This is a genomic window from Burkholderia reimsis, from assembly GCF_003294055.1.
In the GTDB taxonomy this organism is placed as follows: Bacteria; Pseudomonadota; Gammaproteobacteria; order Burkholderiales; family Burkholderiaceae; genus Burkholderia; species Burkholderia cepacia.
Map to the genome: position 1 here is coordinate 1 of NZ_QMFZ01000034.1, position 17,167 is coordinate 17,167.

A 17,167-nucleotide genomic window follows, 5' to 3' on the forward strand; every position below is an offset into this window, starting at 1 on the left:
CCCCAATACCGACAATACGGAGACACCCATCCCATGAATTCGCGCGAAACCCGAGGCATGCTGCTCGGCCTCATCGGCGTCATGATCTTCAGCCTGACGCTGCCGATGACGCGGATCGTCGTCTCCGAACTCCATCCGCTGCTCAACGGGCTCGGCCGCGCGCTCGCCGCCGCGGTACCGGCCGGCCTGCTGCTGTGGTGGCGCCGCGAGCCGCTGCCGACCCGCGCGCAACTGAAAAGCCTCGCGATCACGTCGGCGGGCGTGATCATCGCGTATCCGGTGTTCTCCGCATGGGCGATGAAATCGGTACCGGCGTCGCACGGCGCGGTGGTCAACGGCCTCCAGCCGCTGTTCGTCGCGCTGTACGCGGCATGGCTGTCGCACGAGCGGCCGTCGAAGGCGTTCTGGGCCAGCGCAGTGGCCGGCAGCGCACTCGTGATCGCGTTCGCGCTGCGCGACGGCGGCGGCACAGTGCAGGCCGGCGACGCGCTGATGCTCGTCGCGGTCGGCATCGGCGCGCTCGGCTATGCGGAAGGCGCGCGCCTCGCGCGCCAGATCGGCGGCTGGCAGGTGATCTGCTGGGCGCTCGTCGTGTCCGCGCCGTTCCTCGTGCTGCCGGTCGGCTGGCTCGCATGGATGCAGCATGCCGCGCATCCGGGCCCGCTCGCCCTGCGCACGTGGCTCGCCTTCGGCTACGTGACCCTCTTTTCGCAATTCATCGGCTTTTTCGCGTGGTACGCGGGGCTCGCGATGGGCGGCATCGCGCGCGTGGGCCAGGTGCAACTGCTGCAGATTTTCTTCACGATCGCCTTTTCCGCGCTGCTGTTCGGCGAAACGGTCACGTCGTCCACGTGGCTGTTCGCGGCCGCGGTGATCGCCACCGTGGTGCTCGGGCGCCGCTCGGCAGTCGCCACGGCCGCGCAACCGGCTCGCGCCGGCTGAACAGGTGCGCCATAATGGACGTTTTGCCTGATCGGTTTTGCCCACCCGGCCGCGAAGGCTCGATCGCGCTCGCGCATACCCACCCGGCAGCGTCGAAGCGATTTGCCCGAACGACCTTTCTTGACTGACCACGATATCCGAACGAGGAGACTATGAATCCGAGCGACCTGCATCCGCCGCACTGGCAGCTTTCCGAACGCGCCCGCAAGCTGACGAGCTCTGCGATCCGCGAAATCCTGAAGGTCACGGAACGCCCCGAGGTCATCTCGTTCGCCGGCGGCCTGCCCGCCCCCGCGACGTTCCCGGCCGAACGCATGCGCGCCGCCGCCGATCGCGTGCTGCGCGACGCGCCGGCCGCCGCGCTCCAGTACAGCGCGACCGAAGGCTACCTGCCGCTGCGCGAATGGATCGCCGAGCGCTACAGCGTGCGCGTGTCGCAGGTGCTGATCACGACCGGCTCGCAGCAGGCGCTCGACCTGCTCGGCAAGGCGCTCGTCGATCCGGGCAGCCCGATCCTCGTCGAAACCCCGACCTACCTCGGCGCACTGCAGTCGTTCTCGCTGTACGAGCCGCGCTACGTGCAGGTGCCGACCGACGAGCAGGGCCTGCTGCCGGAAGGCCTCACGCCGGAGCTCACGCAAGGCGCGCGCCTGCTGTACGCGCAGCCGAACTTCCAGAACCCGACCGGCCGCCGCCTGCCCGTCGAGCGCCGCCGCGCGCTCGCCGCGTTCGCGCAGTCGAGCCCGTTCCCGGTGCTGGAAGACGATCCGTACGGCGCGCTGAACTACCGCGGCGAGCCGCTGCCGACGATGCTGTCGATGGCGCCCGATCATATCGTGCACCTCGGCACGTTCTCGAAGGTGCTCGCGCCGGGCCTGCGGATCGGCTACATCATTGCGCCCGAGGAACTCCACTTCAAGCTCGTGCAGGCCAAGCAGGCCACCGACCTGCACACGCCGACGCTCACGCAGCGCATCGCGCACGAAGTGATCAAGGACGGTTTCCTCGACGAGCACATCCCGACGATCCGCGAACTGTACAGCGCGCAGTGCGACGCGATGCTCGGCTCGCTCGAGCGCCACATGCCGGAAGGCGTCACGTGGAACCGGCCGGAAGGCGGGATGTTCATCTGGGTGAACCTGCCCGCGCAGATCGACAGCATGAAGCTGCTCGCCGCGGCCGTCGACAACCACGTCGCCTTCGTGCCGGGCGCGCCGTTCTTCGCGGACAACGCGCAGCAGAACACGCTGCGCCTGTCGTTCGTGACGGTGCCGCCCGAGAAGATCGAGGAAGGCGTCGCTCGCCTCGGCAAGCTGCTGCGCGAGCGCCTCTGATCCCCTTTTTCCTGTCACGACTCTCTACGAGGAATCGAATCCATGGCTAACGTCTACGACAAGCTGAAGTCGCTCGGCATCGAGCTCCCGACCGCCGGCGCACCGGCCGCCGCCTACGTGATGAGCGCGCAAAGCGGCAATACGGTCTACCTGTCGGGCCACATCGCGAAGAAGGACGGCAAGGTCTGGGCCGGCAAGCTCGGCGCGGATCTTCAGACGGAAGACGGCAAGGCGGCCGCGCGCTCGATCGCGATCGACCTGCTCGCGACGCTGCACGCGCACACCGGCGACCTGAACAAGGTCACGCGCATCGTCAAGCTGATGAGCCTCGTCAACTCGACGCTCGACTTCACCGAACAGCACGTCGTGACGAACGGCGCGTCGGAACTGATCGCCGAAGTGTTCGGCGACGCGGGCAAGCACGCACGCTCGGCTTTCGGCGTCGCGCAGATCCCGCTCGGCGCGTGCGTCGAGATCGAGCTGATCGCCGAAGTTGCGTAACGGGCGCAACACAGTGCCCGGCCGTCTCGTCCGCTTCAAGCAGGTCGACGTGTTCACGTCGGTGCCGTTCAAGGGCAACGCGCTCGCCGTGGTGTTCGACGCCGATTCGCTCGGCGACGACGCCATGCTCGAGATCGCCCGCTGGACGAACCTGTCGGAAACCACGTTCGTCTGCACGCCGACCGATCCGGAAGCCGACTACCGCGTCCGGATCTTCACGACGGCCGGTGAACTGCCATTCGCCGGCCACCCGACGCTCGGCACCGCGCATGCGTTCCTCGAAAGCGGCGCGCGGCCGCGTACGCCGGGCCGGCTGATCCAGCAGTGCGGGGTCGGCCTGGTTGCGCTGCGCGAGCAGGCCGACGGCTGGGCGTTCGCCGCGCCGCCGGCCCGCGTCACGCCGCTCGACCGTTCGGACTACGCGGCGCTGGCGGCCGCGCTGCGCAGCGACGCGATCGACCTGGAAGCCGAGCCGTGCGCGGTCGACAACGGCGCTCCGTGGCTGGTCGTGCGGCTGAAGTCGGCCGACGCGTGCATCGGCCTGTCGCCCGATCCGGCCGCGCTGGAGGCGCTCACGCACCGTTACGGCATGGACGGCCTCGCCGTCTACGCCCCGCACGCCGAAGGCGGCCCCGCGACGTTCGAAATCCGCTGCCTGATGACGGGCGGCAACTTCGGCTTCGGCGAGGACCCCGTCACCGGCAGCGCAAACGCCGCGCTGGCCGGGCTGCTGACACGGCAGGAGCGCCGCCCCGGCCCGTCGTATACGGCCCGCCAGGGTACGGCGATCGGCCGCGACGGCCGCATCTTCGTCAGCTATGCCGAAGACGGCACCACCTGGATCGGCGGCCATGTCGTCACGGTCGTCGACGGCACCTTCCTGTCACCCGTGTGACATTTCGCGATGTGCGATGGCGCCGGCCCGCCCGGCGCCCCCTACGCTTCGCCCAACTATCGCAAAAACGTTCCAGCCAGTAATATCGGGCCTAATCCGTTGTTTCGGAGGTCTGTCCATGGTTGCGTGTCCCGCGAACGAACAGACGTCGGGACAACCCGAACCATAGCCAGCCATCCTGACGGATGGCGCACGCGCGCAGGACGCCACCCTCTTCGATGAGTTCCGCCCGGCCCAACCACACGCCGCCGACCCGGCCGCTTCGCGCGCCGCGCAAATCGCGCCGGCGGGCGCTGTTTGCGATCCCGCTGCTCGGGATGCTGGCGCTTGCGCTGCTGTGGGCCGTGATCATCGCGCGTCTCTCGGTGGAAAAGGACAGCGCATACAAGGAGGCGGCGGCTTCCGCGGCGATCCTGTCCTCCGCGCTCGAGCAGCATACGGTCAAGGCGATCCACCAGGTCGACCAGATCACCCGCTTCGTCAAGTTCGAATTCGAGAAGTCCCCCGCGCGCTTCAACCTCGCGAGCGCCGTCGAGAAAGGCGTCGTGCCGAGCGACACGCTGATCCAGGTATCGCTCGTCAACGCGAAGGGCATCCTGTTCGCGAACACGGCCGAGCTGCATCCGCAGCCGATCAACCTGTCCGACCGCGAGCACTTCAAGGTCCACCTCGCGCACAACGACGACCGCCTCTTCATCAGCAAGCCCGTGCTCGGCCGCGTATCGAGCCACTGGACGCTGCAGATGACACGCCGCCTGAACAACCCGGACGGCAGCTTCGCGGGCATCGTCGTCGTGTCGGAAGACCCGAGCTACTTCACGAACGACTTCTACAACAACGCGGCGATCGGCAAGGAAGGCGTGATCGCGGTCGTGTCCGATACGGGCGGCGTGCTCGCGCGGCGCACGGGCTCGGTCAGCAACGCGCCGGGCGCGTTTTCGGCGTCGGGCGTCTACCCGATCGCCGAGCGCGTGACGGGCACGATCATCGACCCGATCGATGGCGTGACGCGCATCGTGTCGTACCGCCACCTCGACGGCTACCCGCTCGCGGTGATGGTCGGGCTGTCGCAGACCGAGGAGTACGCGGACTACTACCACACGCGCAACGTCTACCTGCTGATGACGAGCTTCATCACGCTCGCGATGCTCGCGTTCTTCGGCGTCGCGACGGGGCTGATCGGCAAGCTGCTCGGCCGCGAGCGGGAAATGACGCAGCTCGCCGAATACGACCTGCTCACCGGCCTCGCGAACCGCTATGCGACGCTGCGCGGGCTGCGCAACGACGTGTCGATGCCGACGAGCCTGTCGCGGCTCGGGCTGCTGTTCATCGACCTCGACAACTTCAAGACCGTCAACGACACGCTCGGCCACAACGCCGGCGACATCGTGCTGCAGATGACCGCGTCGCGCCTGGCCGATGCGGTCGGCGACGAAGGCTCGCTCGCGCGGATCGGCGGCGACGAGTTCGTCGTCGTGATGAAGGGCGACGACGTCGAGCGGCGCGCGGTGCGGCTCGCGGAAGCGATCATCCGGATGTTCAGCGAACCGTTCGACGTGCGCGGCAGCTCGTTCGTGCTGCACGCGAGCATCGGCATCGCGCTGCACACGGTCGCGAACGAAAGCGAGATCGACCTGCTGAAGAAGGCCGATCTCGCGATGTACAGCGCGAAGGACGCCGGCAAGAACTGCTACCAGTTCTACGCGCCGCACCTGTCGCACCGCGCCGACCACCTGATGCGCTGGGAACAGCAACTCCGCGTCGCGCTCGCCGAGGGGCAGCTGTTCCTCGCGTACCAGCCGAAGATCGACCTCACGCACCGCCACATCACCGGCTTCGAGGCGCTCGCGCGCTGGGATCACCCCGAGCACGGGATCATCTCCGCGAACGAATTCATTTCGATTGCCGAATCGACCGGCCTGATCGTGCCGATCGGCGACTTCGTGATCCGCACCGCGTGCGAGCAGATCGCGCGCTGGCGCGACGAGGGCCACGATACGCTGACGCTCGCGGTCAACATCTCGCCGGTGCAGTTCTGGCGCGGCGACCTGATCGAGACGATCTCGAGCACGCTGCAGGAAACCGGCATCGACGCGAACCGGCTCGAAATCGAGATCACCGAAACCGCGATGATGGAATATCCGGAGCTCGTGTCCGAGAAGATCGTCGCACTGAAGAAACTCGGCATCCGGATCGCACTCGACGATTTCGGCACCGGCTATTCGTCGCTGTCGTACCTGCACCGCTTCTCCGTCGACACGCTGAAGGTCGACCGCTCGTTCGTGCAGGCGATCCCGAACGATCGCAGCGTGTGCGTGATGGTGTCGTCGATCGTGCATCTCGCGCGCTCGCTCGGGCTGACCGTCGTCGTCGAGGGCACGGAAACCGAGGAGCAGATCACGTGGCTGTCCGCACTCGGCGAAATCGAGGCGCAGGGCTTCCTGTTCTCGCGGCCGGTGCCGGCCGACGCGATTCCCGCGCTGATCGCACGCTTCGGCGTGCGCAGCGATTCACCGAACGTGATCGCACACCGCGCGACGGGCAGCACGGGCGCGTAAGCGCACCGTAGCCGTGGCGGGCGTTGCGTGCACCGTCATCGTTTCGTTTTCCGATCCAATTGTTTAGTTCATGAACTAGCGTTTTCGCTCATGGCCGTGTCACGATACGCGGCGGACAATCGGGAGGGGCAACGTGTCGGCGGGCCGCCGGCATGGCCATACGCGAGAGATCGGGCCCCGAGCCCACACCACCAAGATGACAACCGTCGAAATCGAAGCGACCGCTGATGTCGAACAGGCACAGGCTTCCCTGTGGGACCTGTTCAAGGTCGTTGCCAGCATTTCGGCGGTCTCGTGGGGCGGGCTTTCCATGATGGCGCAGCTCGAACGCCACTACGTGGAGCGGCTGCGGCGCATCGAGCCTCACGTATTCGGCGATCTCGTCGCGCTGGCCTGGCTCGTGCCGGGCCCCGTCGGCTGCAACGTGGCGATACAGGTCGGCCAGATACTGCATGGCCGCGTCGGCGCATGGGTTGCCGGCATCGCGAGCGTGCTGCCCTTCTCCATCCTGATGACGCTGTTCGCGATCTTCTATCGCACGCCGTTCGTGCGCTCGCTGGCGGCGCCGATGCTGATCAATCACTTCGGGATGGTGCTCGCCGCGCTGATCGGCGTCACCTGGGTCAAGCAGCTGCGCTCGCTCGCGCGCACACGGCGCGAACAGCTGATCGCCGCGCTGTCGACGATTCTGCTTGCTTTCGCGCATAATCCGGCCGCTTTCGTCGGGATTCTTTTCGCCGCGTTCGCGGCGGGCTGGCTGACCGGGCCGCCGCAGCGCGACGCGGTCGATTTCACGCTGTCGGCCCGCGACCGCAACCTGCTCGTGCTGCTTGGCGTGCTCGTCACGCTGTTCGCGGTGCCGCTGCCCGGCGATTACCAGGCGACGCTGCTGTGGCCGCGCCTCGCCGGCGCCGGCATGACGCTGTTCGGCGGCGGCTTTTCCGCGCTGCCCGTGCTCAAGACGCTGTTCGTCACGCCGGCAACGGGCATCTCCGATCACGACTTCACGCTTGCGTTCGCGCTGTCGCCCGTCGCGCCCGGGCCGCTGCTGAACGTCGTACCGTTTCTCGGCTACCTGACCGACGGCTGGGTGGGCGCGCTGCTCGCGACGGCCGCGCTGTTCATTCCGTCGGGCTGCCTCGTCGTGTTTGCGCAGAACCATCTGTCCCGGCTCAAGCGCCATTCGCGTTTCGAGCACGGGATGCGCCTGCTGCGCGCGGCGACCACGGGTTTTCTCGTCGTCGCCGTCGTGAGGATCCTGCACCGCGAACCGGCCGACCCCGTTTACTGGCTGACGGGCGCCTTCGCGACGCTTTGCTTCGCGCGCTTCAAGGTGCCCGTCTATGCCGTGTACGGCACGGTCGCGGTTGCGTGCGGCGTGTGGCTGTGGGCCGCCGCGCGCTGACGGGCGGCAGCCGCCGCTCCGTCGGCCTCGACCGGCATTCGCCCGCCCTCACCCTGCCTGCACCGCGACCCGGCGTGCCATCCAGCGGGCGCGCAGCGCGTCGTACGCAAGGTTGAAGCCGAACGTGTAAGGCAGGAAGAACAGCACGATACCGAGGTCGAGCAGCAGCGCCTCGACGAGGCTCACGTTCAGCCACCACGCGGCGACCGGCACCACCAGTACGACGAGGCCGAGCTCGAACAAGGCCGCATGCGCGATCCGCATGCCGAGCGTGCGCGACAGCCCCGCGCGTCGCTCGATGCGGTCGAACAGCGTATTGAACGCCATGTTCCACGCCATCGCGATCAGCGACACCATCACCGTCAGCACACCGACGTGCGACACCGGCATGTCGAGCAGCCACGCGCCGAGCGGCGCGCACAGCGCGATCGCGACCAGTTCGAACGTCAGTGCATGCAGCAACCGTTCCGTCACCGTTTTGTTGACCTGTTTCATGATTCCCTCCGATTCGTCCGCTTCGTTGATGGCCGCCATTTTGATCGGCACAACCGTATGAATCCAGTTTGATATCATCGGTTTTACCGATATAACGCCATCAGGAGCGCCGCATGCGCCACGCCCCCGAAGCCCTGCTCGCATTCGCCGAAGCCGCGCTGCTCGGCTCGTTCACCGCCGCCGCGCGCAAGCTCGGCAAGCGCCAGTCGACCGTGTCGGAGGCGATCGCGAACCTCGAGATCGATCTCGGCGTGCAGTTGTTCGACCGCTCGACGCGCGCGCCGACGCTGACCGACGCCGGGCGGGCACTGCTACCGCAGGTGCAGCGCGCACTCGAGGCCGGCGCGGCAATCGACCGCACGGCCGCGCGGCTCGCGCGCGGCGAGGAAGCGCGGCTGACGCTCGTCGTGTCCGATACGTACCAGTCGAAGCGCTACGAGGAAACGTTGACGGCGCTCGAGCGGCGCTTTCCCGCGCTCGAGTTCGAATGCCAGATCGCCGAGCACGACGACGTGCTCGACCTGATCCAGCAAGGACGCGCGCAGCTCGGGCTGATGGCCGCGCGCGCGGCCTACCCGGCCGACATCGGCGCGGCGACGATCGCGGAGGAATCGGAGATCGGGCTGTTCGTCGGCCGCATGCACGCGCTCGCCGAATACGGCGACGCCGACGTGCCGCACGCCGCGCTGCGCGACGTGCGCGAACTGCGCCTCAATACCTATGTGAAAACGGAAGGCCGCGGCACCGGCGACCGGATCGTCGTCGGCACGCACCACTGGCTGGCACCGAGCTACCTGATGCTGCTGGAGATGGCCGTGCAGGGGTTCGGCTGGGCCGAGCTGCCGCGCTGGATGGTCGACCACTTCGCGCGCGATCGCCTGTGCGAACTGCGTGCGCGCGGCTGGCCGCGCCGCGTGCGAGTCGATGCGGTCTGGTCGCGCAACCGGCCGCTCGGCCCGGTCGGCTCATGGCTGCTCGATGCGATGCTGGCCGCGTAGCGACGCAGGCCGATGCGCCGGCGGCCGCATGCCGGCCGGCACCGGCAGGTCAGAAGCCGCGCGACAACACCGCCGCGCCGATCGTCACGACGCCGAGCACGAGGTTCACGAGGACGAGCAGGCGCACCGTATTCACCGCGCGCGCGCCGTCCGGCCACTTCTGTGCCTGCACCGCACGACGGATGCGCGGGAACAGCGCGAACCGGATATGCCCGAAGATCAGCATCATCACGACGCCGAGCCCGGCCATTGCATGCAGCGACCACGTTGCGTGCGCGCCGCCGAATTCCACGAGCAGGAAGCCGCCGGACAGCAGGATCACGATCACGGCACCCGACACCCAGTTGAAGAAGCGGCCGAACACGCCTTCGATCAGCGGCAACCGAAGCTGCGGCGACAGGTCGGACAGCGCCGGACGCAGGCAGAAGTTGGCGAAGACCATCCCGCCCACCCACACGGCGACGGCCAGCAGATGAAGAAACAGCGCGACGGAGACAGCATGGGACATGACGGCAATCCTGTGAGGAGTGGGGTACGGCGAACGGCCGCGTCGCACGCGGCATCGAGCGACGTTCGACCGGATTGTCGCCGCCCGGTTCAGACCCCAGGCGCGATTTCACACTATTTTGCAAGTTCCGCGTGACAGCGCCACGCTTGCTTACCCGAATCCCCGCTCAAAAAGAACAGGCCGCACGCCCGCCGAAGCGGAGGTGCGGCCTTCGATCACGGCCGAACCGGCCGATCGATCGCGCGTCGCGTCAGCCGAGCAGCGGACGCAACTCGTTGACGACCTTGAGCTTCGTCTCCGGTGCGCGGCCCTTGCGTGCGCGCTTGCCGACGTGCGGCGCCAGCCCCGCATACGACAGCGTCTCGTCCTGCGCCTTGCCGCCGCGGCCGGTACCGATCAGCACGACGCCGGCCGGATCGATCGCGAGCGCCTGAACGAGCGTTTCCTTGTCGTCGAGCGCCATCAGGATCACGCCGCGACCGCCGCCCGACAGCGTCTTCATCTCGTCCATCCCGAACACCAGCAGGCGGCCGCCGCTCGACAGGCACGCGACCTGCGTCGCGTTCGGCAGCACCGGCATCGGCGCGAGCGGCACCGCGCCCGCATCGATGGTCATGAACGACTTGCCGGCCTTCACGCGGCTCACCATGTCGCCGACCTTCGCGAGGAAGCCGAATCCGTTGCTCGACGCGAGCAGCAGTTGCTGGTCGGCCGGCGCCGCGTAGTAGTGCATCAGGTGCGAGCCCGATTCGAGCTCGATCAGCGACGTGACCGGCACGCCGTCACCACGCCCGCCCGGCAGCACCGACACGTCGACCGAGTACACGCGGCCGCTGCTGCCCCACGCGATCAGGCGGTCCGGCGTGCGGCACTGGAACGCCGCGTACAGATGGTCGCCGGCCTTGAACGTGAAACCGGCCGGGTCGAGCCCGTGGCCCTTCAGCGCGCGCACCCAGCCCTTCTGCGACACGACCACCGTCACCGGTTCGTCGACCACCTTCGCCTCGAACGTCGCGCGCTTTTCCTGCTGGATCAGCGTGCGGCGATCGTCGCCGTACTGCTTCGCGTCGGCCTCGATCTCCTTGATCATCAGCCGCTTCATCGCGTTTTCGTTCGCGAGCAGCTCCTCGAGCTTCGCCTTCTCGTCGCGCAGCGCTTCGAGTTCCTTCTCGATCTTGATCTTCTCGAGCCGCGCGAGCTGGCGCAGCCGGATTTCGAGAATGTCTTCCGCCTGCCGTTCGCTGAGGCCGAACGCGCTCATCAGCGCGGCCTTCGGCTCGTCCGACTCGCGGATGATGCGGATCACCTCGTCGATGTTCAGGAAGACGATCATCCGCCCTTCGAGGATGTGGATGCGGTCGTCGACCTTCGCGAGACGATGGCGGCAACGGCGCGTCATCGTCAGCTGGCGGAACTTCACCCATTCGTCGAGGATCGTCAGCAGGCCCTTCTGGCCCGGCCGGCCATCGGCGCCGATCATCACCAGGTTCAGCGTCGCGTTCGACTCGAGGCTCGTGTATGCGAGCAGCGTGTTCACGAATTCCGTCTGGTCGATCGTGCGCGACTTCGGCTCGAACACGAGCCGCACCGCCGCTTCCTTGCCCGACTCGTCACGCACCGCGTCGAGCAGGTCGAGCATCGCTTTCTTCGTGTTGAGCTGCTCGGGCGTGAGCGTCTTCTTGCCGAGCTTGAGCTTCGGGTTCGTCAGCTCCTCGATTTCCTCGAGCACCTTCTGGCCCGACGTGTTCGGCGGCAGCTCGGTGACGACCAGTTGCCACTGGCCGCGCGCGAGATCCTCGATCTTCCAGCGCGCGCGCACCTTCAGGCTGCCACGGCCGGTTTCATAGGCCGCCGCGATTTCCGTGTCGCTCGAGATGATCTGGCCGCCGCCCGGGAAATCCGGGCCGGGGATCAGGTTCATCAGCTCCGCGTGCGAGAGCTTCGGATTGCGGATCAACGCGACCGCCGCCGCCGCGACCTCGCGCAGGTTGTGCGACGGGATTTCGGTGGCGAGGCCGACCGCGATACCCGACGCGCCGTTCAGCAGCACGAACGGCATGCGGCTCGGCAGCGTCTTCGGCTCCTCGAACGAGCCGTCGTAGTTCGGCATGAAGTCGACCGTGCCCTGGTCGATCTCGTCGAGCAGCAGCTTCGAGATCGGCGTGAGCCGCGCTTCGGTGTATCGCATCGCCGCCGCGCCGTCGCCGTCGCGCGAGCCGAAGTTGCCCTGCCCGTCGATCAGCGGGTAGCGCAGCGAGAAATCCTGCGCGAGACGCACGAGCGCGTCGTACGCCGACTGGTCGCCGTGCGGGTGGTATTTACCGAGCACGTCGCCCACGACGCGCGCCGACTTCACCGGCTTCGCGTCCGGGCCGAGGCCCATTTCGTTCATCGCGAACAGGATCCGGCGCTGCACCGGCTTCTGGCCGTCGCACACGTCGGGCAGCGCGCGGCTCTTCACGACGCTGACCGCATAGCTGAGATACGCCTGCTCCGCGTAGTTGCCGAGCGTCAGCGCATCGCTCTCCGGCGCGCCGGAGTCGGCAAAGAGATCGGAGGTGTTGTCGTCCATCTGAATTCCGTATTCGTAAGTGGCGTGAGGCCGGGCCGGGCGTCATGCCCGGCCGCGCGGATTCCCGGCTTAAATGTCCGCTTCGACGTCGTTGCCCTTTTCCTCGAGCCAGCCGCGCCGCGCGGCTGCCTCGCCCTTGCCCATCAGCATCGTCATGCGCGCGACGGTCGCCTCGTAGTCGAGTTCGCCGAGCTTCACCGGCATCAGGCGGCGCGTGTCGGGGTTCATCGTGGTATCCCACAGCTGCTCGGCGCTCATTTCGCCGAGCCCCTTGAAGCGGCTGATGCTCCATTGCGTCTCGCGCACGCCGTCCTTGCGGAGCTTGTCGAGAATCGCTTCCAGTTCCCCCTCGTCGAGCGCATAGAGCTTCTGCGCCGCCTTCTTGCCGCGCGCCGGCGCATCGACGCGGAACAGCGGCGGCCGCGCGACGCACACGTGGCCGCGCTCGATCAGTTGCGGAAAATGCTTGAAGAACAGCGTGAGCAGCAGCACCTGGATGTGCGAGCCGTCGACGTCCGCGTCCGACAGGATGCAGATCTTGCCGTAGCGCAGGTTCGACAGGTCGACGCTTTCATCGGGGCTGTGCGGATCGACGCCGATCGCCACCGAGATGTCGTGCACCTCGTTGTTCGCGAACAGGCGGTCGCGCTCGGTTTCCCAGGTATTCAGCACCTTGCCGCGCAGCGGCAGGATCGCCTGGTATTCCTTGTCGCGGCCCATCTTCGCGGAACCGCCCGCCGAGTCGCCCTCGACGAGGAACAGCTCGTTGCGCGTAATGTCCTCGGTCTCGCAGTCGGTCAGCTTGCCGGGCAGCACCGCGACGCCCGAGCTCTTGCGCTTCTCGACCTTCTGGCCCGCGCGCGTGCGCGCCTGGGCCTGCTTGATCACGAGTTCGGCGAGCTTCTTGCCGTGCTCGACGTGCTGGTTCAGCCACAGCTCCAGCGCCGGACGCGAGAACGACGACACGAGCTTCACCGCGTCGCGGCTGTTCAGGCGTTCCTTGATCTGCCCCTGGAACTGCGGATCGAGCACCTTCGCCGACAGCACGAACGACACGCGCGCGAAGACGTCTTCCGCGAGCAGCTTCACGCCCTTCGGCTGCAGGTTGTGCAGTTCGACGAAGCTTTTCACCGCCTGGTAGAGACCGTCGCGCAGGCCGGATTCATGCGTGCCGCCGGCCGGCGTCGGGATCAGGTTCACGTACGACTCGCGCACGAGCGAACCTTCCTCGCTCCAGGCGACGACCCACGATGCGCCCTCGCCTTCGGCGAAGGTATCGTCGCCCGAACGCGAATCGGCGAAACGCTCGCCTTCGAACAACGGGATCAGCAACTCGCTGCCGTTCATTTCGTCGAGCAGGTAGCCGCGCAGGCCGTCTTCATATTTCCACGTCTGGCGCTCGCCGCTCTTTTCGTTGACGAGCACGACCTCGACGCCCGGCAGCAGCACGGCCTTCGAGCGCAGCAGGCGCTGCAGCTCGCCGAGCGGCAGGTTCGGCGAATCGAAGTACTTCGGATTCGGCCACACCTGCACGCGCGTGCCGGACTTCTTTTCGCCGCGGCCCGCGCCCTGCGTCGTGAGCGGCTTCACCACATCGCCTTCGGCGAAGCCGAGTTCCGCGATCTTGCCGTCGCGCCAGACGGTGACGTCGAGGCGCGTCGCGAGCGCGTTCGTCACCGACACGCCGACACCGTGCAGGCCGCCCGAGAACGTATAGGCGCCGCCTGCGGCCTTGTCGAACTTGCCGCCTGCGTGCAGGCGCGTGAATACGATCTCGACGACCGGCACCCCCTCTTCCGGGTGCATGCCGAACGGGATGCCGCGGCCGTCGTCCTCGACCGAGACCGACTGGTCGGCGTGCAGCGTGACCGTGATCTGCTTGCCGTAGCCGCCGAGCGCCTCGTCGGACGCGTTGTCGATGACTTCCTGGATGATGTGCAGCGGATTCTCGGTACGGGTGTACATGCCGGGGCGCTGCTTGACCGGCTCGAGACCCTTGAGCACCTTGATCGATGCTTCGCTATAGGCCGCGCTGGGTTTCTTCGTTGACATAGGCGCTGAATTTCGTCATTCATCGGGACGTTGTCCACACCTCGTGTGGATAACGTCGTGGACAAAACGTTGAGTTCCGTAAAAAAGCGAATCGAAACAACGGTGTGCTTGGACTGCTCCGAAAGCGGGCGCGCGGCGTTGGCTGCGCTGCCCGGGACGCGCGGTATTTTACTGGTTCCGCGTGGCACGCCAATCGCGCAATCGCGCGCGGCGGCCGCCGGCCGCGCGACGCGTCATGCGGATTACGCCGGCTTGCGCTTCGCCTCGAGCGTTTCCCACCGTTCGAGCGCCGCGAGCAATTCGTCGTCGATCGCCGCGAACCGCTCGGTCAGGCGCGTGCCTTCCTGCGGATCCTTCGCGAAGATCGAACCGTCTTCGAGCCGGGCATTGATCGTCCTCTGCTCCTCCTCGAGCGCGGCGATCTTCTCCGGCAGCGAATCGAGCTCGCGCTGCTCGTTGAACGACAGCTTCACCGTGCGCTGCGCATTGCGGCCCGCGGCGCTTTTTGCCGGCTCGTCCTTGACGGGCGCCGCTTCCTTCACCGCACGCTTCGCGGCTTCCTGCTGCGCGAGCTGATCCGCGCGCGCGCTCTGGATCTGCCAGTCGGTGAAGCCGCCGACATATTCACGCCACTTGCCGTCGCCCTCGGACGCGATCACCGACGTCACGACGTTGTCGAGGAACGCGCGATCGTGGCTGACGAGCAGCACCGTGCCGTCGTAGTCGGCCAGCAGCTCCTCGAGCAGTTCGAGCGTCGGGATGTCGAGGTCGTTGGTCGGTTCGTCGAGCACCAGCACGTTGGCCGGACGCGCGAACAGGCGTGCAAGCAGCAGCCGGTTGCGCTCACCGCCCGACAGCGACTTCACCGGCGAACGCGCGCGCTCCGGCGCGAACAGGAAATCACCGAGATAGCTCATCACGTGCTTGCGCACGCCGCCGATCTCGACCCATTCGCTGCCGGGGCTGATGGTATCCGCGAGGCTCTTTTCCTGGTCGAGCTGCGCGCGCATCTGGTCGAAATACGCGACCTGCAGGTTCGTGCCGGTGCGCACCGTGCCTTCGTCGGGCTTCAGTTCGCCGAGAATCAGCTTGAGCAGCGTCGTCTTGCCGGCGCCGTTCGGGCCGATGAAGCCGATCTTGTCGCCGCGCATCACCGTCGTCGAGAAGCGATCGACGACCGTGCGGCCGCCGTAGCGCTTCGTCACGTCGGTCAGCTCCGCGACGATCTTGCCGGACTTCTCGCCCTGCGCGACGTCGAGCTTCACGTTGCCCTGCGAATTGCGGCGCTCCGCGCGCTCGTTGCGCATCTGCACGAGCCGCGCGATGCGGCCGACGCTGCGCGTGCGGCGCGCTTCGACCCCCTTGCGGATCCACACTTCCTCCTGCGCGAGCAGCTTGTCGAACTTCTCGTTTTCCACGCGCTCGACTTCGAGCTGCTGCGCCTTGCGCGTCTGGTACGCCGAGAAATTGCCCGGGTACGACAACAGCCGGCCGCGGTCGAGATCGACGATGCGCGTCGCGACGCGGTCGAGGAACGCGCGATCGTGCGTGATGAACAGCAGGCCCGCGCGCTGCGCGACGAGCAGCTCCTCCAGCCAGCGGATGCCGTCGAAGTCGAGGTGGTTGGTCGGTTCGTCGAGCAGCAGCACGTCAGGCTGCAGCACCAGCGCGCGCGCCAGCGCGACCCGCTTCTGCATCCCGCCCGACAGCGCGTCGACGCGCGCGTCGACGTCCGCCAGGCCGATCTGCGCGAGCGTCATCGACACGCGCGTGCGCCAGTTCCACGCGTCGTGCGCGTCGAGCGACGACTGCAGCGCGTTCATTCGCGCGAGCAACGCATCGTGTTCGGCGCCTTCGGGCGTATCCGCGAGGCGGTGCGCGATCGAATCGTATTCTTCGAGCACTTCACGCGTGTGCGCGAGCCCCGACGCGACCGCATCGAACACCGTCGCACCCGGCTCGAACTCGGGCTCCTGCGGCACATAGACGGTCACGAGCTCCTGCTGGCGCGTGACCAGCCCGTCGTCGGGCTTCGCGAGCCCGGCGACGATCTTCAGCAGCGACGACTTGCCCGCGCCGTTGCGGCCGATCAGGCCGACGCGCTCGCCGGCTTCCAGCGAGAAATCCGCGTGATCGAGCAACGCGACGTGACCGAACGCGAGCTGCGCGCCGGTAATGGAATAGAGCGACATGGGGAGACGGCGAAGAGAGAAATCGGAAGCGCCCATTGTACCGGTCGCGGGCGCCGGCACCGGTATGGCCGGACGGATAAGGTGCAGGACCGCTCGCGCGGGCCGGTTGCCGGAGGTCGAGTGCCTCGCGTGCGGCGGGCACCCGCGCCCGCAGGCGCGGGCTCACTCCGTCACGAGGACGGCCCGGCCGCCCTCGCGGATATGCGTGCTTACTTGACGTTCACGGAGATCGTCGAGCTCATTTCGGGGCCGTACGAGCGGTGCGCGCCGTCGCCAAACTGCAGCGTCAGCGTGTGCTGGCCGGGCGGCAGCCTGAGCTCGGTTTCGGTCTGCGCCTTGCCGAAGTGCAGCGAACGCTCGCCTGCGGGAATCACGTCGCCCTTCGGAATCGGCCGGCCGTCGATCAGCAGGTGATGATGGCCGGTATCCGGCGTCATGTCGCCGGCGGGCCGAAGCGCCATCCCTTCGAGCCCGAACTTCACGAGCACCGGATTCGACACCGTCGCGCCGTCTCTCGGCGCTTCGAAAAACACGCGCGCCTCGGCCCGCGCGACCGTCGACACGGCCATCGCCGCCACGCATACCGCACTCGCGATCCACTTTTTGTTCAGCATCGCATTCTCCTTATGGTTGGACAGCCCGGGAAGCATACACCGCACGTACGGCATGCGTGTTCCGGTTGCGTTGTTCGCGATGCGTACGTTTAAAACGACGT

At 67.3% G+C, this 17,167-nt stretch carries 13 protein-coding genes; 7 read left to right on the forward strand and 6 right to left on the reverse strand.

Annotated elements, in window-relative coordinates; all coding sequences use genetic code 11:
* The first annotated feature begins 33 nt into the window (after positions 1 to 33).
* From DPV79_RS30835 to DPV79_RS30865, 6 genes are all read left to right on the forward strand, one after another.
* The gene (locus tag DPV79_RS30835; protein WP_021158543.1) at positions 34 to 942 is read left to right on the forward strand and encodes a DMT family transporter; all 909 of its coding nucleotides are present in this window, start codon (positions 34 to 36) and stop codon (positions 940 to 942) included.
* A gap of 152 nt (positions 943 to 1,094) precedes the next feature.
* Positions 1,095 to 2,276: an aminotransferase-like domain-containing protein gene (locus tag DPV79_RS30840; RefSeq protein WP_021158541.1), complete on the forward strand. Its 1,182-nt coding sequence runs from the start codon at positions 1,095 to 1,097 to the stop codon at positions 2,274 to 2,276.
* A gap of 42 nt (positions 2,277 to 2,318) precedes the next feature.
* On the forward strand, positions 2,319 to 2,777 hold the full coding sequence (locus DPV79_RS30845; protein WP_006478174.1) for a RidA family protein: 459 nt from the start codon (positions 2,319 to 2,321) through the stop codon (positions 2,775 to 2,777).
* 13 nt (positions 2,778 to 2,790) lie between these two features.
* On the forward strand, positions 2,791 to 3,672 hold the full coding sequence (locus DPV79_RS30850) for a PhzF family phenazine biosynthesis protein (protein WP_059688839.1): 882 nt from the start codon (positions 2,791 to 2,793) through the stop codon (positions 3,670 to 3,672).
* Between the two features lie 218 nt (positions 3,673 to 3,890).
* Positions 3,891 to 6,230: a bifunctional diguanylate cyclase/phosphodiesterase gene (locus DPV79_RS30860; protein ID WP_021158538.1), complete on the forward strand. Its 2,340-nt coding sequence runs from the start codon at positions 3,891 to 3,893 to the stop codon at positions 6,228 to 6,230.
* 196 nt (positions 6,231 to 6,426) lie between these two features.
* Positions 6,427 to 7,635 carry a chromate transporter gene (locus DPV79_RS30865; RefSeq protein WP_048025385.1) on the forward strand — a complete coding sequence of 403 codons (1,209 nt, stop codon included), beginning with the start codon at positions 6,427 to 6,429 and terminating at the stop codon, positions 7,633 to 7,635.
* Between the two features lie 48 nt (positions 7,636 to 7,683).
* Here the strand turns inward: DPV79_RS30865 and DPV79_RS30870 are convergent, their stop codons facing one another.
* The gene (locus DPV79_RS30870; protein WP_048025391.1) at positions 7,684 to 8,130 is read right to left on the reverse strand and encodes a multidrug/biocide efflux PACE transporter; all 447 of its coding nucleotides are present in this window, start codon (positions 8,128 to 8,130) and stop codon (positions 7,684 to 7,686) included.
* A 113-nt stretch (positions 8,131 to 8,243) separates the two neighbouring features.
* Here DPV79_RS30870 and DPV79_RS30875 point away from each other — a divergent pair, with 113 nt between their 5' ends.
* A complete protein-coding gene (locus DPV79_RS30875; protein ID WP_021158535.1) occupies positions 8,244 to 9,128 on the forward strand; it encodes a LysR family transcriptional regulator in 885 nt (294 codons plus the stop codon).
* Between the two features lie 49 nt (positions 9,129 to 9,177).
* Here DPV79_RS30875 and DPV79_RS30880 read toward each other — a convergent pair whose 3' ends face one another.
* The 5 genes from DPV79_RS30880 to DPV79_RS30905 form a co-directional block, all read right to left on the reverse strand.
* A complete protein-coding gene (locus tag DPV79_RS30880) occupies positions 9,178 to 9,636 on the reverse strand; it encodes a CopD family protein (RefSeq protein ID WP_021158534.1) in 459 nt (152 codons plus the stop codon).
* A gap of 250 nt (positions 9,637 to 9,886) precedes the next feature.
* Positions 9,887 to 12,208 carry a DNA topoisomerase IV subunit A gene (gene parC / locus DPV79_RS30885; RefSeq protein ID WP_021158533.1) on the reverse strand — a complete coding sequence of 774 codons (2,322 nt, stop codon included), beginning with the start codon at positions 12,206 to 12,208 and terminating at the stop codon, positions 9,887 to 9,889.
* Positions 12,209 to 12,277: 69 nt separating this feature from the next.
* The gene (gene parE / locus DPV79_RS30890) at positions 12,278 to 14,260 is read right to left on the reverse strand and encodes a DNA topoisomerase IV subunit B (RefSeq protein WP_021158532.1); all 1,983 of its coding nucleotides are present in this window, start codon (positions 14,258 to 14,260) and stop codon (positions 12,278 to 12,280) included.
* Positions 14,261 to 14,502: 242 nt separating this feature from the next.
* Positions 14,503 to 16,452, reverse strand: a complete 1,950-nt coding sequence (locus tag DPV79_RS30895; protein ID WP_048025384.1) for an ATP-binding cassette domain-containing protein — start codon at positions 16,450 to 16,452, stop codon at positions 14,503 to 14,505.
* A 209-nt stretch (positions 16,453 to 16,661) separates the two neighbouring features.
* Positions 16,662 to 17,066 carry a DUF4399 domain-containing protein gene (locus DPV79_RS30905; RefSeq protein WP_027786782.1) on the reverse strand — a complete coding sequence of 135 codons (405 nt, stop codon included), beginning with the start codon at positions 17,064 to 17,066 and terminating at the stop codon, positions 16,662 to 16,664.
* Positions 17,067 to 17,167 lie beyond the last annotated feature (101 nt).